Annotated in this window: 15 protein-coding genes; 11 read left to right on the forward strand and 4 right to left on the reverse strand. The window is 66.0% G+C overall.

Annotated elements, in window-relative coordinates; translation table 11 throughout:
• Positions 1-9 precede the first annotated feature (9 nt).
• Entirely contained in the window at positions 10-684 is a 675-nt protein-coding gene (locus tag ACIOJF_RS04325) for a DNA alkylation repair protein (protein WP_105661418.1), read from the forward strand.
• 33 nt (positions 685-717) lie between these two features.
• Here ACIOJF_RS04325 and ACIOJF_RS04330 read toward each other — a convergent pair whose 3' ends face one another.
• The 3 genes from ACIOJF_RS04330 to ACIOJF_RS04340 all read right to left on the reverse strand — a co-directional run bounded on the left by ACIOJF_RS04330 (position 718) and on the right by ACIOJF_RS04340 (position 3868).
• Positions 718-2094, reverse strand: a complete 1377-nt coding sequence (locus ACIOJF_RS04330; RefSeq protein WP_105658504.1) for an amino acid permease — start codon at positions 2092-2094, stop codon at positions 718-720.
• The gene (gene hisC / locus ACIOJF_RS04335) at positions 2091-3152 is read right to left on the reverse strand and encodes a histidinol-phosphate transaminase (protein ID WP_105661417.1); all 1062 of its coding nucleotides are present in this window, start codon (positions 3150-3152) and stop codon (positions 2091-2093) included. The genes ACIOJF_RS04330 and hisC overlap by 4 nt, the downstream gene beginning before the upstream one ends.
• Before the next feature lie 209 nt (positions 3153-3361).
• Positions 3362-3868 carry an Lrp/AsnC family transcriptional regulator gene (locus ACIOJF_RS04340; RefSeq protein WP_133833499.1) on the reverse strand — a complete coding sequence of 169 codons (507 nt, stop codon included), beginning with the start codon at positions 3866-3868 and terminating at the stop codon, positions 3362-3364.
• A 135-nt stretch (positions 3869-4003) separates the two neighbouring features.
• On the opposite strand from ACIOJF_RS04340, the gene ACIOJF_RS04345 reads away from it, so the two are divergent.
• The 4 genes from ACIOJF_RS04345 (at position 4004) to ACIOJF_RS04360 (ending at position 7448) form a co-directional block, all read left to right on the forward strand.
• The gene (locus ACIOJF_RS04345; RefSeq protein WP_105661416.1) at positions 4004-4852 is read left to right on the forward strand and encodes an SDR family oxidoreductase; all 849 of its coding nucleotides are present in this window, start codon (positions 4004-4006) and stop codon (positions 4850-4852) included.
• A gap of 75 nt (positions 4853-4927) precedes the next feature.
• A complete protein-coding gene (locus ACIOJF_RS04350; RefSeq protein WP_105661415.1) occupies positions 4928-5803 on the forward strand; it encodes a VOC family protein in 876 nt (291 codons plus the stop codon).
• A 10-nt stretch (positions 5804-5813) separates the two neighbouring features.
• The gene (locus ACIOJF_RS04355) at positions 5814-6812 is read left to right on the forward strand and encodes an epimerase (RefSeq protein ID WP_105661414.1); all 999 of its coding nucleotides are present in this window, start codon (positions 5814-5816) and stop codon (positions 6810-6812) included.
• A gap of 9 nt (positions 6813-6821) precedes the next feature.
• On the forward strand, positions 6822-7448 hold the full coding sequence (locus ACIOJF_RS04360; RefSeq protein WP_105661413.1) for a pentapeptide repeat-containing protein: 627 nt from the start codon (positions 6822-6824) through the stop codon (positions 7446-7448).
• On the opposite strand, the gene ACIOJF_RS04365 is transcribed toward ACIOJF_RS04360, so the two are convergent.
• Positions 7432-8352 carry a LysR family transcriptional regulator gene (locus ACIOJF_RS04365; protein ID WP_105661412.1) on the reverse strand — a complete coding sequence of 307 codons (921 nt, stop codon included), beginning with the start codon at positions 8350-8352 and terminating at the stop codon, positions 7432-7434. The genes ACIOJF_RS04360 and ACIOJF_RS04365 overlap by 17 nt on opposite strands.
• Positions 8353-8430: 78 nt before the next feature.
• On the opposite strand from ACIOJF_RS04365, the gene ACIOJF_RS04370 reads away from it, so the two are divergent.
• The 6 genes from ACIOJF_RS04370 to ACIOJF_RS04395 all read left to right on the forward strand — a co-directional run bounded on the left by ACIOJF_RS04370 (position 8431) and on the right by ACIOJF_RS04395 (position 14311).
• On the forward strand, positions 8431-10155 hold the full coding sequence (locus ACIOJF_RS04370) for an FAD-dependent oxidoreductase (protein WP_105658536.1): 1725 nt from the start codon (positions 8431-8433) through the stop codon (positions 10153-10155).
• Between the two features lie 376 nt (positions 10156-10531).
• Complete coding sequence (locus tag ACIOJF_RS04375; protein WP_105658537.1) at positions 10532-10834, forward strand: urease subunit gamma; 303 nt, start codon at positions 10532-10534, stop codon at positions 10832-10834.
• 27 nt (positions 10835-10861) lie between these two features.
• A complete protein-coding gene (locus tag ACIOJF_RS04380) occupies positions 10862-11422 on the forward strand; it encodes an urease subunit beta (RefSeq protein ID WP_105661411.1) in 561 nt (186 codons plus the stop codon).
• A gap of 2 nt (positions 11423-11424) precedes the next feature.
• Positions 11425-13137 carry an urease subunit alpha gene (gene ureC, locus ACIOJF_RS04385; protein ID WP_402741274.1) on the forward strand — a complete coding sequence of 571 codons (1713 nt, stop codon included), beginning with the start codon at positions 11425-11427 and terminating at the stop codon, positions 13135-13137.
• Positions 13138-13164: 27 nt separating this feature from the next.
• Positions 13165-13635: an urease accessory protein UreE gene (gene ureE / locus ACIOJF_RS04390; protein ID WP_105661409.1), complete on the forward strand. Its 471-nt coding sequence runs from the start codon at positions 13165-13167 to the stop codon at positions 13633-13635.
• Positions 13616-14311: an urease accessory protein UreF gene (locus ACIOJF_RS04395; protein WP_105658514.1), complete on the forward strand. Its 696-nt coding sequence runs from the start codon at positions 13616-13618 to the stop codon at positions 14309-14311. Before ureE ends, ACIOJF_RS04395 begins: the two co-directional genes overlap by 20 nt.
• Positions 14312-14321 lie beyond the last annotated feature (10 nt).

Genomic DNA, 14321 nt, shown 5'->3' on the forward strand with positions numbered 1-14321 from the left:
GGAAAATAGATGGAACTGGCACCCCAGAGCACAGTTGCCCAAGTGCAACAGGCACTGGCCGAGCTCGAAGACCCCAAGTACCGCGCGGTCAATGAGAAGCACGGCGATGATTTCGGCGTGAATCTAGGCAAGCTCCGCGCCTTGGCCAAGTCGTTGAAGAGCAACCAGGAGCTTGCCGAGGAACTCTGGGCCACCGGCGAAACCGCAACCCGGCTGGTCGCGCTGCTGATCGCCAAACCACGGAGCTTTACCTTGGAACAGCTGCAGGTGTGGAGCCAAGACGCCAGCACTCCCAAGGTCCAAGCATGGTTCCTGAGCTACATCGTCAAGAAATCCAAGCTGCTCGAGGAGCTCCGCCTGCTGCTCATGAGCCAGAGCGACCCGGTACAGCTGGCTGCCGGCTGGGAGCTGACTGCCCACCAGGTAGTCAAGGCCCCGGAACTGCTGGACCTGGAACAGCTGCTTGACACGATCGAAGCCCGAATGAGCGCCGCACCGGATCGCCTGCAGTGGGCGATGAATACGACCCTGGCGCACATCGGCATCGAGCATGAGCATTTGCGCCGACGTGCCCTGGCCATCGGCGAGACCTTGCAGGTGCTGGCGGACTACCCGACCTCCGCCGGGTGCATTTCACCATTCGCTCCCATCTGGATCACCGAAATGGCCAAAAGAAAAGCCTAGGTCCAGCAATCGCTGGACCTAGGCTTCCGGGAGCTAGGCGTCCGCCGGTTCCTCGCGCTTATCGCGCAGCGCGATCTTGGAGATCACCCAGATCACGGCGGTCAGCCCGCCGGTGAGCAGCAGCTGGGTGCGCGCCGCGGGATCAGTCATCGCGATGGCGACAATCGCCGCAAGGACGATGATCGTAGCGATCGACAGGCCCGGGAAACCCCACAGCCGCAACGGCAGATGCCCGCCATCGCGGTCCGCGCGGCGACGCAGGATCAGCTGCGTCACGGCAATGAACGCCCAGATGAAGATGATGGTCGAACCCACCACGTTCAGCAAGATCGGCATCACAGCCTCGGGCCAGATCCAGTTCAGGCCCACGGCCAGGAAGGAGAAGGCCACGGAGGCGATCACGGCCTTCGACGGCACGCCCTTGCCGGTCACGTGGGTGACGGCGCTCGGGGCGAGCTTGCGCTGGCCCAGCGAGTACAGCATGCGCGAGGAACCGTAGATATTCGCGTTCATCGCCGAAAGCAAGGCGACCACGACCACGGCGTTCATCAAGAAGCCCACGCCTGGAATGTGCATGACATCCAGTGCAGCCGCAAATGGGCCGTCCACGATCGCCGGATCATTCCAGGGCACCAGGGCGACAATGACCAGGATCGAGCCGAGGTAGAAGAACAGGATACGCATCATCACGGACTTGACCACGCGCTTGATGTTGCCGGCCGGGTCCTTGGACTCGGCGGCCGCGATGGACACCACCTCGGTACCGCCGAAGGAGAAGATGACGATCAGGACTGCGGCGGCGATGCCGGCCATGCCACCGGGGGCGAAGCCGCCATGGGCGGCCAGATTGGCGAAGCCAACTGGTTCCGGCGTCGGGATCACCCGGGTCAGCACCAAGGCGCCGAAGACCAGGAACGCGATGATCGCAGCCACCTTGATCACGGCAAACCAGTATTCGAAACGGCCGTAATTCCTTACGCCGAGCAGATTCGCTCCGGTCAGGACCACCACGAAGCCGAGCACCCATGCCCACTGCGGGAAGGCCGGAACCCAGCCGGCAGTAATAGCCGCGGCCCCGGTTGCCTCGGCCGCGATCACCACGACCAGCTGGATCCAGTAGAGCCAGCCCAGGGTGGACCCTGCGCTGCGCCCCATGGCTTGGCCAGCGAAGGTGGAGAACGCGCCGGAGGACGGATTGGCGGCTACCATCTCCGCGAGCATGGCCATGATCACGATGATCACGGTTCCAGCGATCAGGTAGGAGACCAGCACTGCCGGACCAGCGATGGAAATGGCCTGGCCGGAGCCGACGAACAGGCCAGCGCCGATCGCGCCGCCCAGGCCCATCATGGAGATCTGGCGCCGGGTCAGCCCGGTATGCAGCTGCTCGGGGGCTTTGACTGCGCTCACGCGGTGGCCTCCTGGACGGGCAGGGCCGCGAGCACGCGATCGACGTCGTGTGCGGTACCGGAGGAAATCCTCAACCCGTCTCCGGGGAAGGCGCGAACCACCACACCGCCGGCGGCGAGCTTGGCTTCAAGCTCTTCGGTCGCCTCTCCGGCATCCACCCAGACGAAGTTCGCCTGCGACTTCACGACCGGGTACCCGGCAGCGGCCAGGCCCTCGTACATCCGCTCGCGCTGGGTGACGACTTCCTCGATGCGCAGCGACAGCTCGCCGATGGCGGCCAGCGAGGCCACCGCCGCGCGCTGTGCCAAGTCGGAGACGCCAAATGGCACGGCCACCTTGCGCAGGTTCCCGGCAACTTCCAGCGGGCTGATGGCGTATCCGACGCGCAGGCCAGCCAGGCCGTAGGCCTTGGAGAAGGTGTGCAGCACGGCCACATGCGGGTACTTGCGGAACAGCTCGATGCCATCGGCCCGCACGGCCGAGCGGTCGAAGTGCACGTAGGCTTCGTCGACGACGACCAACACGTTGCGCGGCACGGCATTGATGAACTCATCCAGCGCGCGGGCCTCCACCACCGTGCCGGTCGGGTTGTTCGGGTTGCAGATGAAGACCAATCGGGTCTTATCGGTGATCGCGGCCAGCATGGCGGGCAGATCGTGGCGGCTATCGGCATCCAGGGGCACCTCGACCGGGGTGGCGCCGGCGATCCGCACCAGCGAAGGATACGCCTCGAAGGAGCGCCACGCGTAGATGACTTCGTCGCCCTCGGCGGCAACCGCATGGATGATCTGGGCCGCGACCTCGACCGAGCCCGCGCCCAGGGTGATGTGCTCCGCCGGGACGCCGAACTGCGAGCTGAGGGCGCCGGTCAATTCGGGCGCCGCGATGCTCGGGTAGCGGTGGATCGTGGCCAGGCCCTCCTGGATGCTGGACAGCACCGAGGGCAGCGGGCTATGCGGGGATTCGTTGGATGAGAGCTTGGAGGCTCCAGCGGCTGCGGGCTTGCCCTGCTTGTAAGCGGGCACTTCCTGCAAGGAGGGGCGCTGGTGAAGGGTCATGAGTTTCCTCTCTGACTGCCAGAGCTGCACGAGGTTGGCAATCGTTCGTATGACAAAGCCGTGGTGCGTGGTCAGCGGTGGCCCTGCTCATATCCTCGCGTGTCGCGATTCACAAGCATCGACTGTAGGTTGAATGAATCTGCCGGCGCAATCGCAAACCCTGTTTCTATGCAGGCTGCATAGCAATCGCCGCCAATCAACCCATTTTACTAGTCAATCTGCCCAGTGTTTTCCACTTCTGCCTCGGCCCTAGCGCACGCTGCGACCAGTGGCAGTGTCCTTCCCTGGAAATGCTCGTGCAGGGCGAAGGAGGATGAGGTCCTTGCCACACCCGGCACCTTGTTGATGCGGTTGAAAATCGCCTGCAGGTCCTCGGGGGTCCGGGCCACAACGCGCAGCTGCAAGTCCGAACTGCCGGTCACGGTGTACATGTCGAGGATTTCCGGGATGGATTCCTCCAATGCGCTCGCGACCGGATCGTGCCCGTAGCGCTGGATGATCTCCACCTGGCAGAACGCGACCAGCGTGTACCCGAACCCCGCAGGCTTGACCCGCGGGACGATGCCCTGGATGACGCCGGCCTCGTGGAGCCGGGCCAGCCGGCTGCTGATCGTGCCGCGGGCAACACCCAAGCGCCGGGCGCACTCCATCACCGGAAGCATCGGCGATTCGGTGAGCAGTTCGATCAAATCCGCGTCCAGGCGGTCAATGCGCACGGTCGTCCTTTCGACGAGTCGGTCCAATGATCCAAGGCTAGCGGTGTTTGCTGGGCGCGCTCGATGAAAATGAGCCAAGTGTAATCCGCGCCACAGGCTAGGCTGTTGCCATACTGATCCTCAAGGAGTTCACTGATGGGCAAGACACCTCTCCAGTCGGTAGCCGGTTTGCACGTCCTTGTCACCGGGGCCGCGCAGGGCATGGGTTTGCTTTTCGCCAGGCAGGCTTGCCTCGAGGGCGCGGCACGGGTGGTCATCTGGGACATCGACGCGGCCAAGCTCGACGCGGCTGCCGAGGAGCTGCGCCAGCTCGGCGGCACTGTCGAGACCCATGTGGTGGACCTTGCCGACCAGAGCCAAATCCAGCGCTACGCCGCCACGGCGGTGGAGGGCGGGGGAATCGACGTGCTGGTCAACAACGCCGGGGTGGTCACCGGCACCTCCTTCGCGAAGCACAGCACCGCGCAGATCACCGCGGCCATGCAGGTGAACGCGCTCGCCCCGATGTACTTGACCCACGCCCTGCTTCCGCAGCTGGGCCGACGGGGCAAGGGCCGGGTGCTGACCATCGCCTCGGCGGCCGCGCTGGTGTCCAACCCGAATATGAGCGTCTACGCGGCCTCCAAGGCTGCGGCCCTGTCCTTCAGCGATTCGCTGCGGCTGGAGCTGGAAGGCAACGACCAGATCGCCGTGAGCACCATTTGCCCGACCTATATCAGCACCGGCATGTTCGCGGGCGCCAAGCCGATGCTGCTGACCCCGATCCTGGAGCCGGAAGTCGTGGTGGACCGGGCGTGGCGGGCGATGCTTGCCGGCACGCCGCTGGTGCTGATGCCGTGGACCAGCAAGCTGGGCCAGCTGCTGCGCGGCGTGCTGCCGCGGCCGGCCTGGGATTTCGTGGCCGGCAAGGTTATCGGCGTATACCGCTCGATGGACGAGTTCACCGGGCGAACAACGCGGGACGAGCAGATGAATCGGGGCTGAAAGTTCGCTGGCCCATCTGTTGCTGGAGGGCCCTGCGGGGTAGCTTTGGAGCATCGCCCAGCTAGGAGGACCGTCATGCAAAAGCTCACCGTCAATTTATGGATGCAAGGCACTGCAGAGGAAGCGGGGGAATTCTATGCCCGCGCCCTGCCGGAGGCAAAAACCGAAGTCGAATCGCGCTATCCCACCGAGGGCCTGCTGGAATTCCAGGAACCCTTCGCCGGCAAGGCGCTGACCGTTTCGCTGTGGGTGCGGGGAACCAAGATCACGCTGATCAACGCGGGCCAGGAATTCATGCCCAATCCGGCGATCTCGATCATCGTGGTCTTCAACGCCGGCCAGCGCGAGTCCCTCGATGCCACCTGGGCCGCGCTGCTGGAGGGCGGCACGGCGCTGATGCCGCTGGACACCTACCCGTTCAGCGCGCGCTACGGCTGGGTGAACGACAAGTACGGTGTCTCCTGGCAGCTGATGGAGTCCGATGAGCCCGTTGAGCCGCGCGCCTCGGTCTTTCCTGCGCTGATGTTCGGCGGTGCGGCCCAGAACCGCGCGGTCGAGGCCATCGAGTACTACAGCCAGGTGCTCGGCGCGAAACTGGACAGCGCCTTCCCGTACGGGGAGCCGACCGAAGCCGCTACCGCTGAAGCGCTGATGTACGCCCAATTCACGCTCGGCGAGGATTGCGTTGCGGCCATGGATTCGGCCGTGCCGCAGGACTTCACCTTCACTCCCGGCGTCTCGCTGGAATGGCCATGCGATGGCCAGGCGGAGATCGACCGCGTCTGGGAGGCGCTGTCCGCGGTGCCTGAAGCCGAGGCCTGCGGCTGGCTGACCGACAAATTCGGGGTGAGCTGGCAGATCGTGCCCTCGAACATGGGCGAGCTGATGGAGCGACCCGGCGCATTCGAGCATATGCTGAAGATGAAGAAACTGGTGATCAACGACTTCTGAGCGGGGAACGATGCAGAGCGCTGCACGGCGGGCGGTAGTGGCAGGAGCCAGCGGGTTCATTGGCGAACGGCTGATCGCGCAGCTGCGCGGGGCTGGATACCAGGTGGCGGTCATCGGCCGCGGCCGTACAGCGGATGCGCAGTGGGGCGATGGCCCGGCGCTGGCGGCACTCATCGATGGTGCAGAACTGCTGGTCAATCTGGCCGGGAAGAATGTCGGCTGCCGCTATCACGAAGCGGCGCGCAACGAGATCCTCGCCTCGCGCGTGGACACGACCCGCGCGCTGCACGAGGCAGTGTCCCAGGCAGCTGATCCGCCGGCGCTTTGGCTGAACGCGTCCACCGCGACCATCTACCGGCACAGCATGGACGCGCCGAACACCGAGGACGGCCGGATCGGCGAAGGGTTCTCGGTGGATGTGGCGCGCAACTGGGAACGCGAGTTCTTCCGCGGCGAGCTGCCCACGCGCCGGGTCGCCCTGCGCATGGCCATCGTGCTCGGCGACGGCCCGGCCACGCGCAAGCTGCTTGCCGTTGCACGGCTCGGGCTGGGCGGGGCGCAGCATGATAGCTGGTGGCCGGCGCATCGGCGCTACCGCGGCATCGGCCCGGATCCGAGCGGAGCCGAACGCAGCGGCTGGCACCGCACGCGCGGGAACCAGCGCTTCAGCTGGATCCATGTCGATGATGCGATCGGCGCGATCGGGCATATCATCGACCACCGCGAAATCACCGGCCCGGTCAACCTCAGCTCGCCGAACCCGGTTGCCAACCGGGCGCTGATGGCCTCGCTGCGCCGCGCCACCGGCGCGAAATTCGGGCTGCCCGCGTATCGTTGGATGCTGGAGCCGGCCATGTTCGTGCTGCGCGTGGAACCGGAAATGCTGCTCAAGTCCCGCTGGGCGCTGCCCGGGGTGCTGCAGGGGACCGGGTACGAGTTCCGCTGGCCGCACCTGGATGCGGCACTGGATGACGTGGCCGGGAACCTGGCTGCGAAGCAAGCACTTTAAGGACGCGCATTGGCACCGAGAATCCGACGCTTCACCCTGCCCGAACTGGCCCCTGGCTACCGTGGGGATCTGGGCGACGACTACGTTGAACTGCTGCACTTCAGGGATTTCGATGAGCCGCTGGCGGCCGATGGCGCGCGGCTGGAGGAATGCCGTTTCAGCTCCGTGCAGATCGAGGCCTTGCGCAATGCCCGGCTAATCCAGTGCGAACTGGACCAATCCGGGGCTCCCGCCCTGCAAGCCGCTGGTGCGTTCCTCAACGATGTGCGGGTGACCCACAGCCGCTTCGGGTCTGCGGATTTCGCCGAGGCCCAGCTCGATGGCGTGGTATTCGAGAACTGCAAATTCGGCTGGCTGAATTTGCGCGGTGCAACGGTGCGCGATGTGCTCTTCGTCAATTGCCAATTCGAGGAGATCGACCTGGGCGGGCAGATCCAGCGCCTGGGCTTCGTCGATTCGCGGGCCGGGCAAATTACCGCTGCCGGGGCGCAATTGCGCGAGGTCGACCTGCAGGGGCTGGACTTCGCCCAGGTTGAGGGGGTCGACGGGTTGCGCGGGGCACGGATCAGTGCGCTGCAGCTGAGCCTGCTCGCCGAGGCGATGGCCAGCCACCTGGGGATCAAGCTAGGGAGTTGATTTGCCCGTGGCCGGCGGCCAGCTGCTGCGCGGTTTCGGCCAGCAGCTGCGCCATGGCCGCGGCGGCTCGGGTCAATGAGACATCGCGCCGGTGCGCCAGCCCGATGGTGCGGGCCAGCGGTTCGCGCAAGGCAATGGAGCGCACTCCCGGAGCGTCCAGCGCCACCGTCGCCGGAACCACGGCGACTCCGAGCCCGCGCTGCACGAAGCGCAGCACCGCGTCCATCTCCCCGCCTTCCACGACGATATTGGGCACCAGGCCGGCGTTCTTGTAGGCCAGGGCGGTGCTGGCGCGCAGATCGTAGCTGTGCGAGAAGGCCAGCTGGGGCACCGGAGCCAACGCGCGCAAATCAAGCTCCTGGCCAGCTAGGTGCGGGTGCTCCAGTGCGTCGATGACCACCAATTCCTCTTCGAGCAGCGGCAGGTTCTCCAGATGGTTGTCGTTCACCGCATGCTCCGAGGTCACGATGAGCGCCAGATCCAGTGCGCCGCCGTCCAGCTGCTCCAGCAGCTTGTGCGAGCCCGCTTCGAAAATCTGCAGTTGCACCCCGGGGTAGTAGGTGCGGAAGATGGACAGCGCCTCGGCGACCAGCGACACGCACAGGGTAGGCGGGGCGCCCAGGCGCACCCGCCCGCGATGCAGCCCGGCCAGGTCGGCCATTTCGGTGCGGATGGACTCCTCGTCGGCCAGCATCCGGCGCGCACGGGGCAGCAATGCCTGCCCGGCGGCGGTAAGCGTGATGTTGCCGCGGGCCCGGTGGAACAGCTCGGAGCCCAGTTCCTGTTCCAGCGTGGCGATCTGCCGGCTGAGCGATGGCTGGGCCAGGTGCAGCTGCTCGGCGGCCCGGGTGAAGTGCCCCACTTCGGCGATGGCGGTGAAGCCGCGCAATTGCTCTAGGTTCATGGTGCATAGCCTACTGCTATCAACATCATGCCAATAATTCATTGGACGTATTCTGGGCGCGGGGCGATGCTGGAAACCATGAGAAACGAACAGCAGATATCCACCTCCGTACTGGTCATCGGCACCGGTGGTTCAGGCTTGCGCGCGGCCATCGAGCTGGCAGAATCGGGCACCGACGTGCTGGCCGTGGGCAAGCGCCCGCGCCACGACGCGCACACCGCGCTGGCCGCCGGCGGCATCAACGCCGCACTGGGCACGATGGACGCCGAGGACAGCTGGCAGCAGCACGCGGCGGACACCATCAAGGAAAGCTACTACCTGGCCGATCCGCGCACCGTGCAGGTGGTCGCCCAAGGCGCGGCCCGCGGCATCGAGGACCTGGAACGCTACGGCATGAACTTCGCCCGCGAAACCGACGGCCGGATCTCCCAGCGCTTCTTCGGTGCCCACAAATTCCGGCGCACCGCCTTCGCCGGGGACTACACCGGGCTGGAAATCCAGCGCACCCTGGTCCGCCGTGCGCAGCAGCTGCAGGTCCCGATCCTGGACTCGGTCTATATCACCGAGCTGCTGGTCGCCGAGGGGCGGATCTTCGGCGCCTACGGCTTCGACGTCAACGACGGCACCGGGTACCTGATCCATGCCGACGCGGTCATCCTGGCCGCCGGCGGCCACACCCGCATCTGGCGGCGCAGCAGCTCGCGGCGCGACGAGAACACCGGCGACGCCTTCCGCCTGGCCGTGGAGGCCGGTGCCCGGCTGCGCGATGCCGAGCTCGTACAATTCCACCCCTCGGGCATCATCGAACCCGAATCGGTGGCCGGGACTCTGGTCTCCGAGGCGGCCCGCGGCGAAGGCGGGATCCTGACCAACGCCCTGGGCGAACGCTTCATGGAGCGCTACGATCCCCAGCGCATGGAATTGTCCACCCGCGACCGGGTCGCCCTGGCCGCCTACACCGAGATCGCCGCCGGGCGCGGCACCGCCAAGGGCGGGGTCTGGCTGGATGTCTCGCACCTGCCCCGCGCCACCATCATGGAACGGCTGCCCCGGGTCTACCAGACGCTGCTCGAGGAGCAGATGCTGGACATTACCGAGCAGAAGATCGAGATCGCCCCGACGGCGCACTATTCCATGGGCGGGGTGCAGGTGGACCCGCTCACCCATGAGACGGCGGTCCCCGGCCTGTACGCGATCGGTGAAGCCTCCTCGGGCCTGCACGGGGCCAACCGGCTGGGCGGCAACTCGCTGATCGAGCTGCTGGTCTTCGGCCGGATCGTCGGGCAGGGAGCTGCCCGGTATTCGCGTGCGCTCACTTCCCAGCCGCGTTCGCAGGCGGCCATCGAGAAGGCGCGCGGGGAAGTGGACCGGCTGCTGGCCGCCGATGGGCAGGAAAATGTCCGGTCCCTGCAGCGGGCGATCCGCGACATCATGACCCAGCACGCCGGAGTCGTGCGCGAGGAGGCGGGGCTGAAGCTGGGGCTGGAGAAACTGGCAGAGGTCGAAGCGCGGATGGCGCGGGTGGGCATCCACCCGGACATCGCCGGCTACCAGGACCTGTGCCACGCCTTCGACCTGAAGTCCTCGGCTCTGGCCGCGCGCGCCACCTTGGAGTCGGCGCTGGAGCGCCGGGAAACCCGCGGCTGCCATAACCGCAGTGACTATCCGCACACCGATCCGCAGCTGCAGGTGAACCTCATCTGGTCGCCTGAGGGCATCACCCGTGAGCCGATCCCCGAAGTGCCTGCGGAAGTGGCCGCGCTGATCACCGAGGTATCGCAGGCAGGCAAGCTCGTGGAATGACGCATCGGGCCCGGTGCATGGAAACTGCTCCCGGTCGCCCTGGAGGACCGAGCGGGAGCAGTTTCCTGCCGGAGCCATGGCTGGAAACAGGCAGGGAATCCGGAATTAAATCCCCGGGGAACGTTGCATTGTGCTGGAATGGAAAGTCGTGGCTTTTCGACGCGCTGGAGAGGTTCGGGTTGTTTTCCGTGAAAACTTCTTTGACTTGGGTGGATAAATTTTGTCAATGGTTGTTTTATGGATGGATTCCGGGTCGAAAAAACCTTTTCCGAAGGTCTGCTATTCTAGCCATATCCACAGCTGTTACGGCGTTTTCTGGCCGGAATTCAGCGATCTTGGTGGACACTCTTAAACACTCTTGAACGGGGAATTGTCGATGCATTTAACGCCGAGGGAGCAAGAGAAGCTGATGATCGTCGTCGCCGCCGATCTGGCACGCCGACGACAGGCGCGTGGACTGAAGCTGAACTTCCCGGAGGCCGTCGCGGTCATCACCTACGAATTGATCGAAGGGGCCCGCGACGGACGGACCGTGGCTGAATTGATGAGCTACGGGACCACGATCCTCCGCCGCGAAGACGTCATGGATGGCATTGCGGAAATGGTGGACCAAGTCCAGGTCGAAGCGACCTTCCTCGACGGGACCAAGCTGGTCACCGTCCACAACCCCATTCGCTAGTTCCCTCTGCGCAGAAAGGCACAGATCATGATCCCGGGAGAATACATCCTGCGCGATGAACCCATCGCCTGCAATGCACAGCAGCAAACCCGCATCCTGAACCTGGTGAACCGCGGGGACCGGCCGGTGCAGGTCGGCTCGCATTACCATTTCGCCGAAGTCAATTCGCAGCTGGAGTTCGATCGAGTGGCCGCGCGCGGATTCCGGCTCGATATTCCCGCCGGCACCGCAGTGCGCTTCGAGCCGGGCGATGCACGCACCGTCCACCTGGTCGAATTCTCCGGAGCCCGCGAGGTGCACGGCTTCCAGGACCGGATCAACGGGCCGCTGGGCCTGCCGGTCCCGGCCGTTGAAACGGAAGCGATCGGCGGCACCGCAGGCATCGATGCCGAGCGCGAGGCCGAGGTCGTCGAAGACTACAGCATCGACCTTCCCAACCAGGGCGATGCGGCCTCCGGGCTGGGCACCACCTTCGGCGTGGACCCGGTCGACGAGAATCTCCCGCCGCAGCCGCATGAGGCACGGCTTGCAGCAGAGGCGGAAAACGCCGGCAAGTCCTCGGCCGCCGACGAAGAGGAGGAGAACTAGGCATGGGCTTCGAGCTGACCCGCAAGCAGTACTCGGAAATGTACGGGCCGACCACGGGGGATGCCATCCGCTTGGCGGATACCGAGCTGCTGGCCGAGATCGAGCACGACTACACCACCTACGGCGAAGAAGTGGTCTTCGGCGGCGGCAAGGTCATCCGCGACGGCATGGGGCAGAACGGCCGCGTCACCCGCGACCAGGATGTGCCCGACACGGTGATCACCAATGTGGTGGTGCTGGACTACACCGGCATCTACAAGGCCGATGTCGCCCTGCGCGACGGGCATATCTTCAAGATCGGCAAGGCCGGCAACCCGGACATCTCCGACGGGGTGGATATCGTCATCGGCGCGTCCACCGACGTGATCGCCGGGGAGCACAAGATCCTCACCGCCGGAGCGATCGACACGCACATCCACTTCGTTTCCCCGGACCAGGTGCCAGTCGCCTTGGCCAACGGCACTACCACGCTGATCGGCGGCGGCGCCGGGCCCTCGGACGCGTCCAAGGCAACCAGCCTCACCCCGGGCCCCTGGCACATCGCCAGGATGCTGCAGGCGGTGGAGAACCTGCCGATCAACATCGGGCTGCTGGGCAAGGGGCACGCCAGCGACCGCGCACCGCTGGCCGAGCAGATCCGCGCCGGCGCGATCGGGCTGAAGATCCACGAGGACTGGGGTGCGACCACCTCGTCCATCGACAACTCGCTGAAGGTCGCCGACGAATTCGACATCCAGGTGGCCATCCACGCCGACACGCTGAACGAATGCGGCTTCGTGGAGGACACCATCGAAGCGATCGCCGGCCGGGTGATCCACACCTTCCACACCGAAGGCGCCGGCGGCGGGCACGCGCCGGACATCATCCGCATGGCCGCGCTGCCCAATGTGATGCCGGCGTCGACCAACCCGACCCTGCCGTTCGCCACGAACACCGTGGACGAGCACCTGGACATGCTCATGGTGGCCCACCACCTGAACCCGGACATCCCCGAGGACGTGGCCTTCGCCGACTCGCGCATCCGCGCGGAGACCATCGCCGCCGAGGACGTGCTGCACGACATGGGGGTCTTCTCCATCACCTCCTCTGACTCGCAGGCCATGGGCCGCGTGGGCGAAGTGGTGCTGCGCACCTGGCAGGTGGCCGACGCGATGAAGCGCCAGCGCGGCAAGCTGGAAGGCGACCCGGAGATCGGCGATAACCAGCGGCTGAAGCGCTATGTCGCCAAGTACACCATCAACCCGGCCATCGCCCACGGCATCGCTGACTCCATCGGCAGCGTCGAGGAAGGCAAATTTGCCGACCTGGTACTTTGGGATCCGGCCTTCTTCGGCGTCAAGCCGGAAATGGTGATCAAGGGCGGGCTGATCGTCCAGTCGCTGATGGGCGATTCCAACGGCTCGATCCCGACCCCGCAGCCGCGCACGCTGCGGCTGAACTTCGGTGCCCTGGGCAGCGCGGTCCACGCCTCCTCGATCACCTTCCTGTCCAAGGCAGCGATCGAAGAGGGCATCCCGGAACGCCTGCGCCTGCGCAAGGTGATCCGCCCCTGCCACGGCATCCGCGATTTGGTGAAGTCCGATTTGAAGCACAACGGAGCCACCCCGGATATCCAGGTGGATGCGCAGACCTACGAGGTATTCGTCGACGGGGAACTGGCCACCTGCGAGCCCTCGGACGAGCTGCCCATGGCCCAGCGCTACTTCCTGTTCTAGCCGGCCCGCCAACCACCAAGGAGATAGATGATTATCGACGAACTCGTGGGCAACCTCCACGAGCAGCCCGAGCAGCTGGCCGGGCGGCACCACGAAAAGGTCGTGCTGCCCAGCGCCGAGCTGGTCAAGCGCATCCAGCGCGTGAAGACCGACCACGGGCGGGAGCTGGGCCTGCGCCTGGCCCCGGGCCCGGATCTGCGTGACGGGGACATCCTGTTCCTCTCGGAGACCGAAGTGATCAGCGTGTCGGTGCTGCCCACCGACGTGCTGGTCATCGCCCCGCGCACGGTGCTGGAGATGGGCGTGATCGCCCACTCGCTGGGCAACCGGCACCTGCAGGCGCAGTTCTTCGGCGCCGACTCGGAGTATTGCGCCGAGGTGATGGTGGTGCAGTACGACCACACCGTCGAGGACTTCCTCAAGCACCACGACGCGCCCTACCAGCGCCAGGAACGGGTTATGCCCGTGCCCTTCCGCCATGCCGAGCACACCCACTAGCGCCCCGCACCTGCTCACGCTGCTCCAGCTATCGGACTCGGCACTGCCCACCGGCGCGTTCAGCCACTCCTTCGGCATGGAGAGCTACCTGGAGTCCGGGCAGGTGCACGACGAGGCCAGCTTCGCGACGTGGCTGCACCAGTTCCTGTCCCAGGCCCTGGCCTATACCGACGGGCTGCTGCTGCGCCTGGCCTATGAGGCGCCGGACCAGGAGCGGATCGCGCAGCTCGACGCGCTGATCCATGCCTCGGCCCTGCCCCGCCAGCTGCGCGAGGCAGCCACCAAGATGGGCGCGCGGATGCTCGCCGTGGCCAACTCGGCGTTCCCCACCGCGGACGTGGCGGCCTATGCGCGCAGCGTGCGCAGCGGGCAGTGCGCCGGGCACCCGGCCATCGCCTTCGCCCTGGGTGCCCGCGGGGCCGGCGCCCCGGTGGCCGACGCGCTGGGCAGCTACTTGTTCTCCACGGTGACCAGCCTGACGCAGAATGCGATCCGCGCCATCCCGCTGGGCCAGGACGCCGGCCAGCGGGTGATCCGGGCGATGCACGAACCGGTGGCGGACGCCGTCGCGGCGATCTTCACCCTGGAGGAGATGGATCTGGGCGCCGCGGCGCCCGGGCTGGAAATCGCCCAGATGCGCCACGAGCACCAGCGCGCCCGCATGTTCATGTCCTGACCCCGCCGCG

It is taken from the genome of Glutamicibacter sp. NPDC087831, from assembly GCF_044742845.1.
GTDB lineage: Bacteria > Actinomycetota > Actinomycetes > Actinomycetales > Micrococcaceae > Glutamicibacter.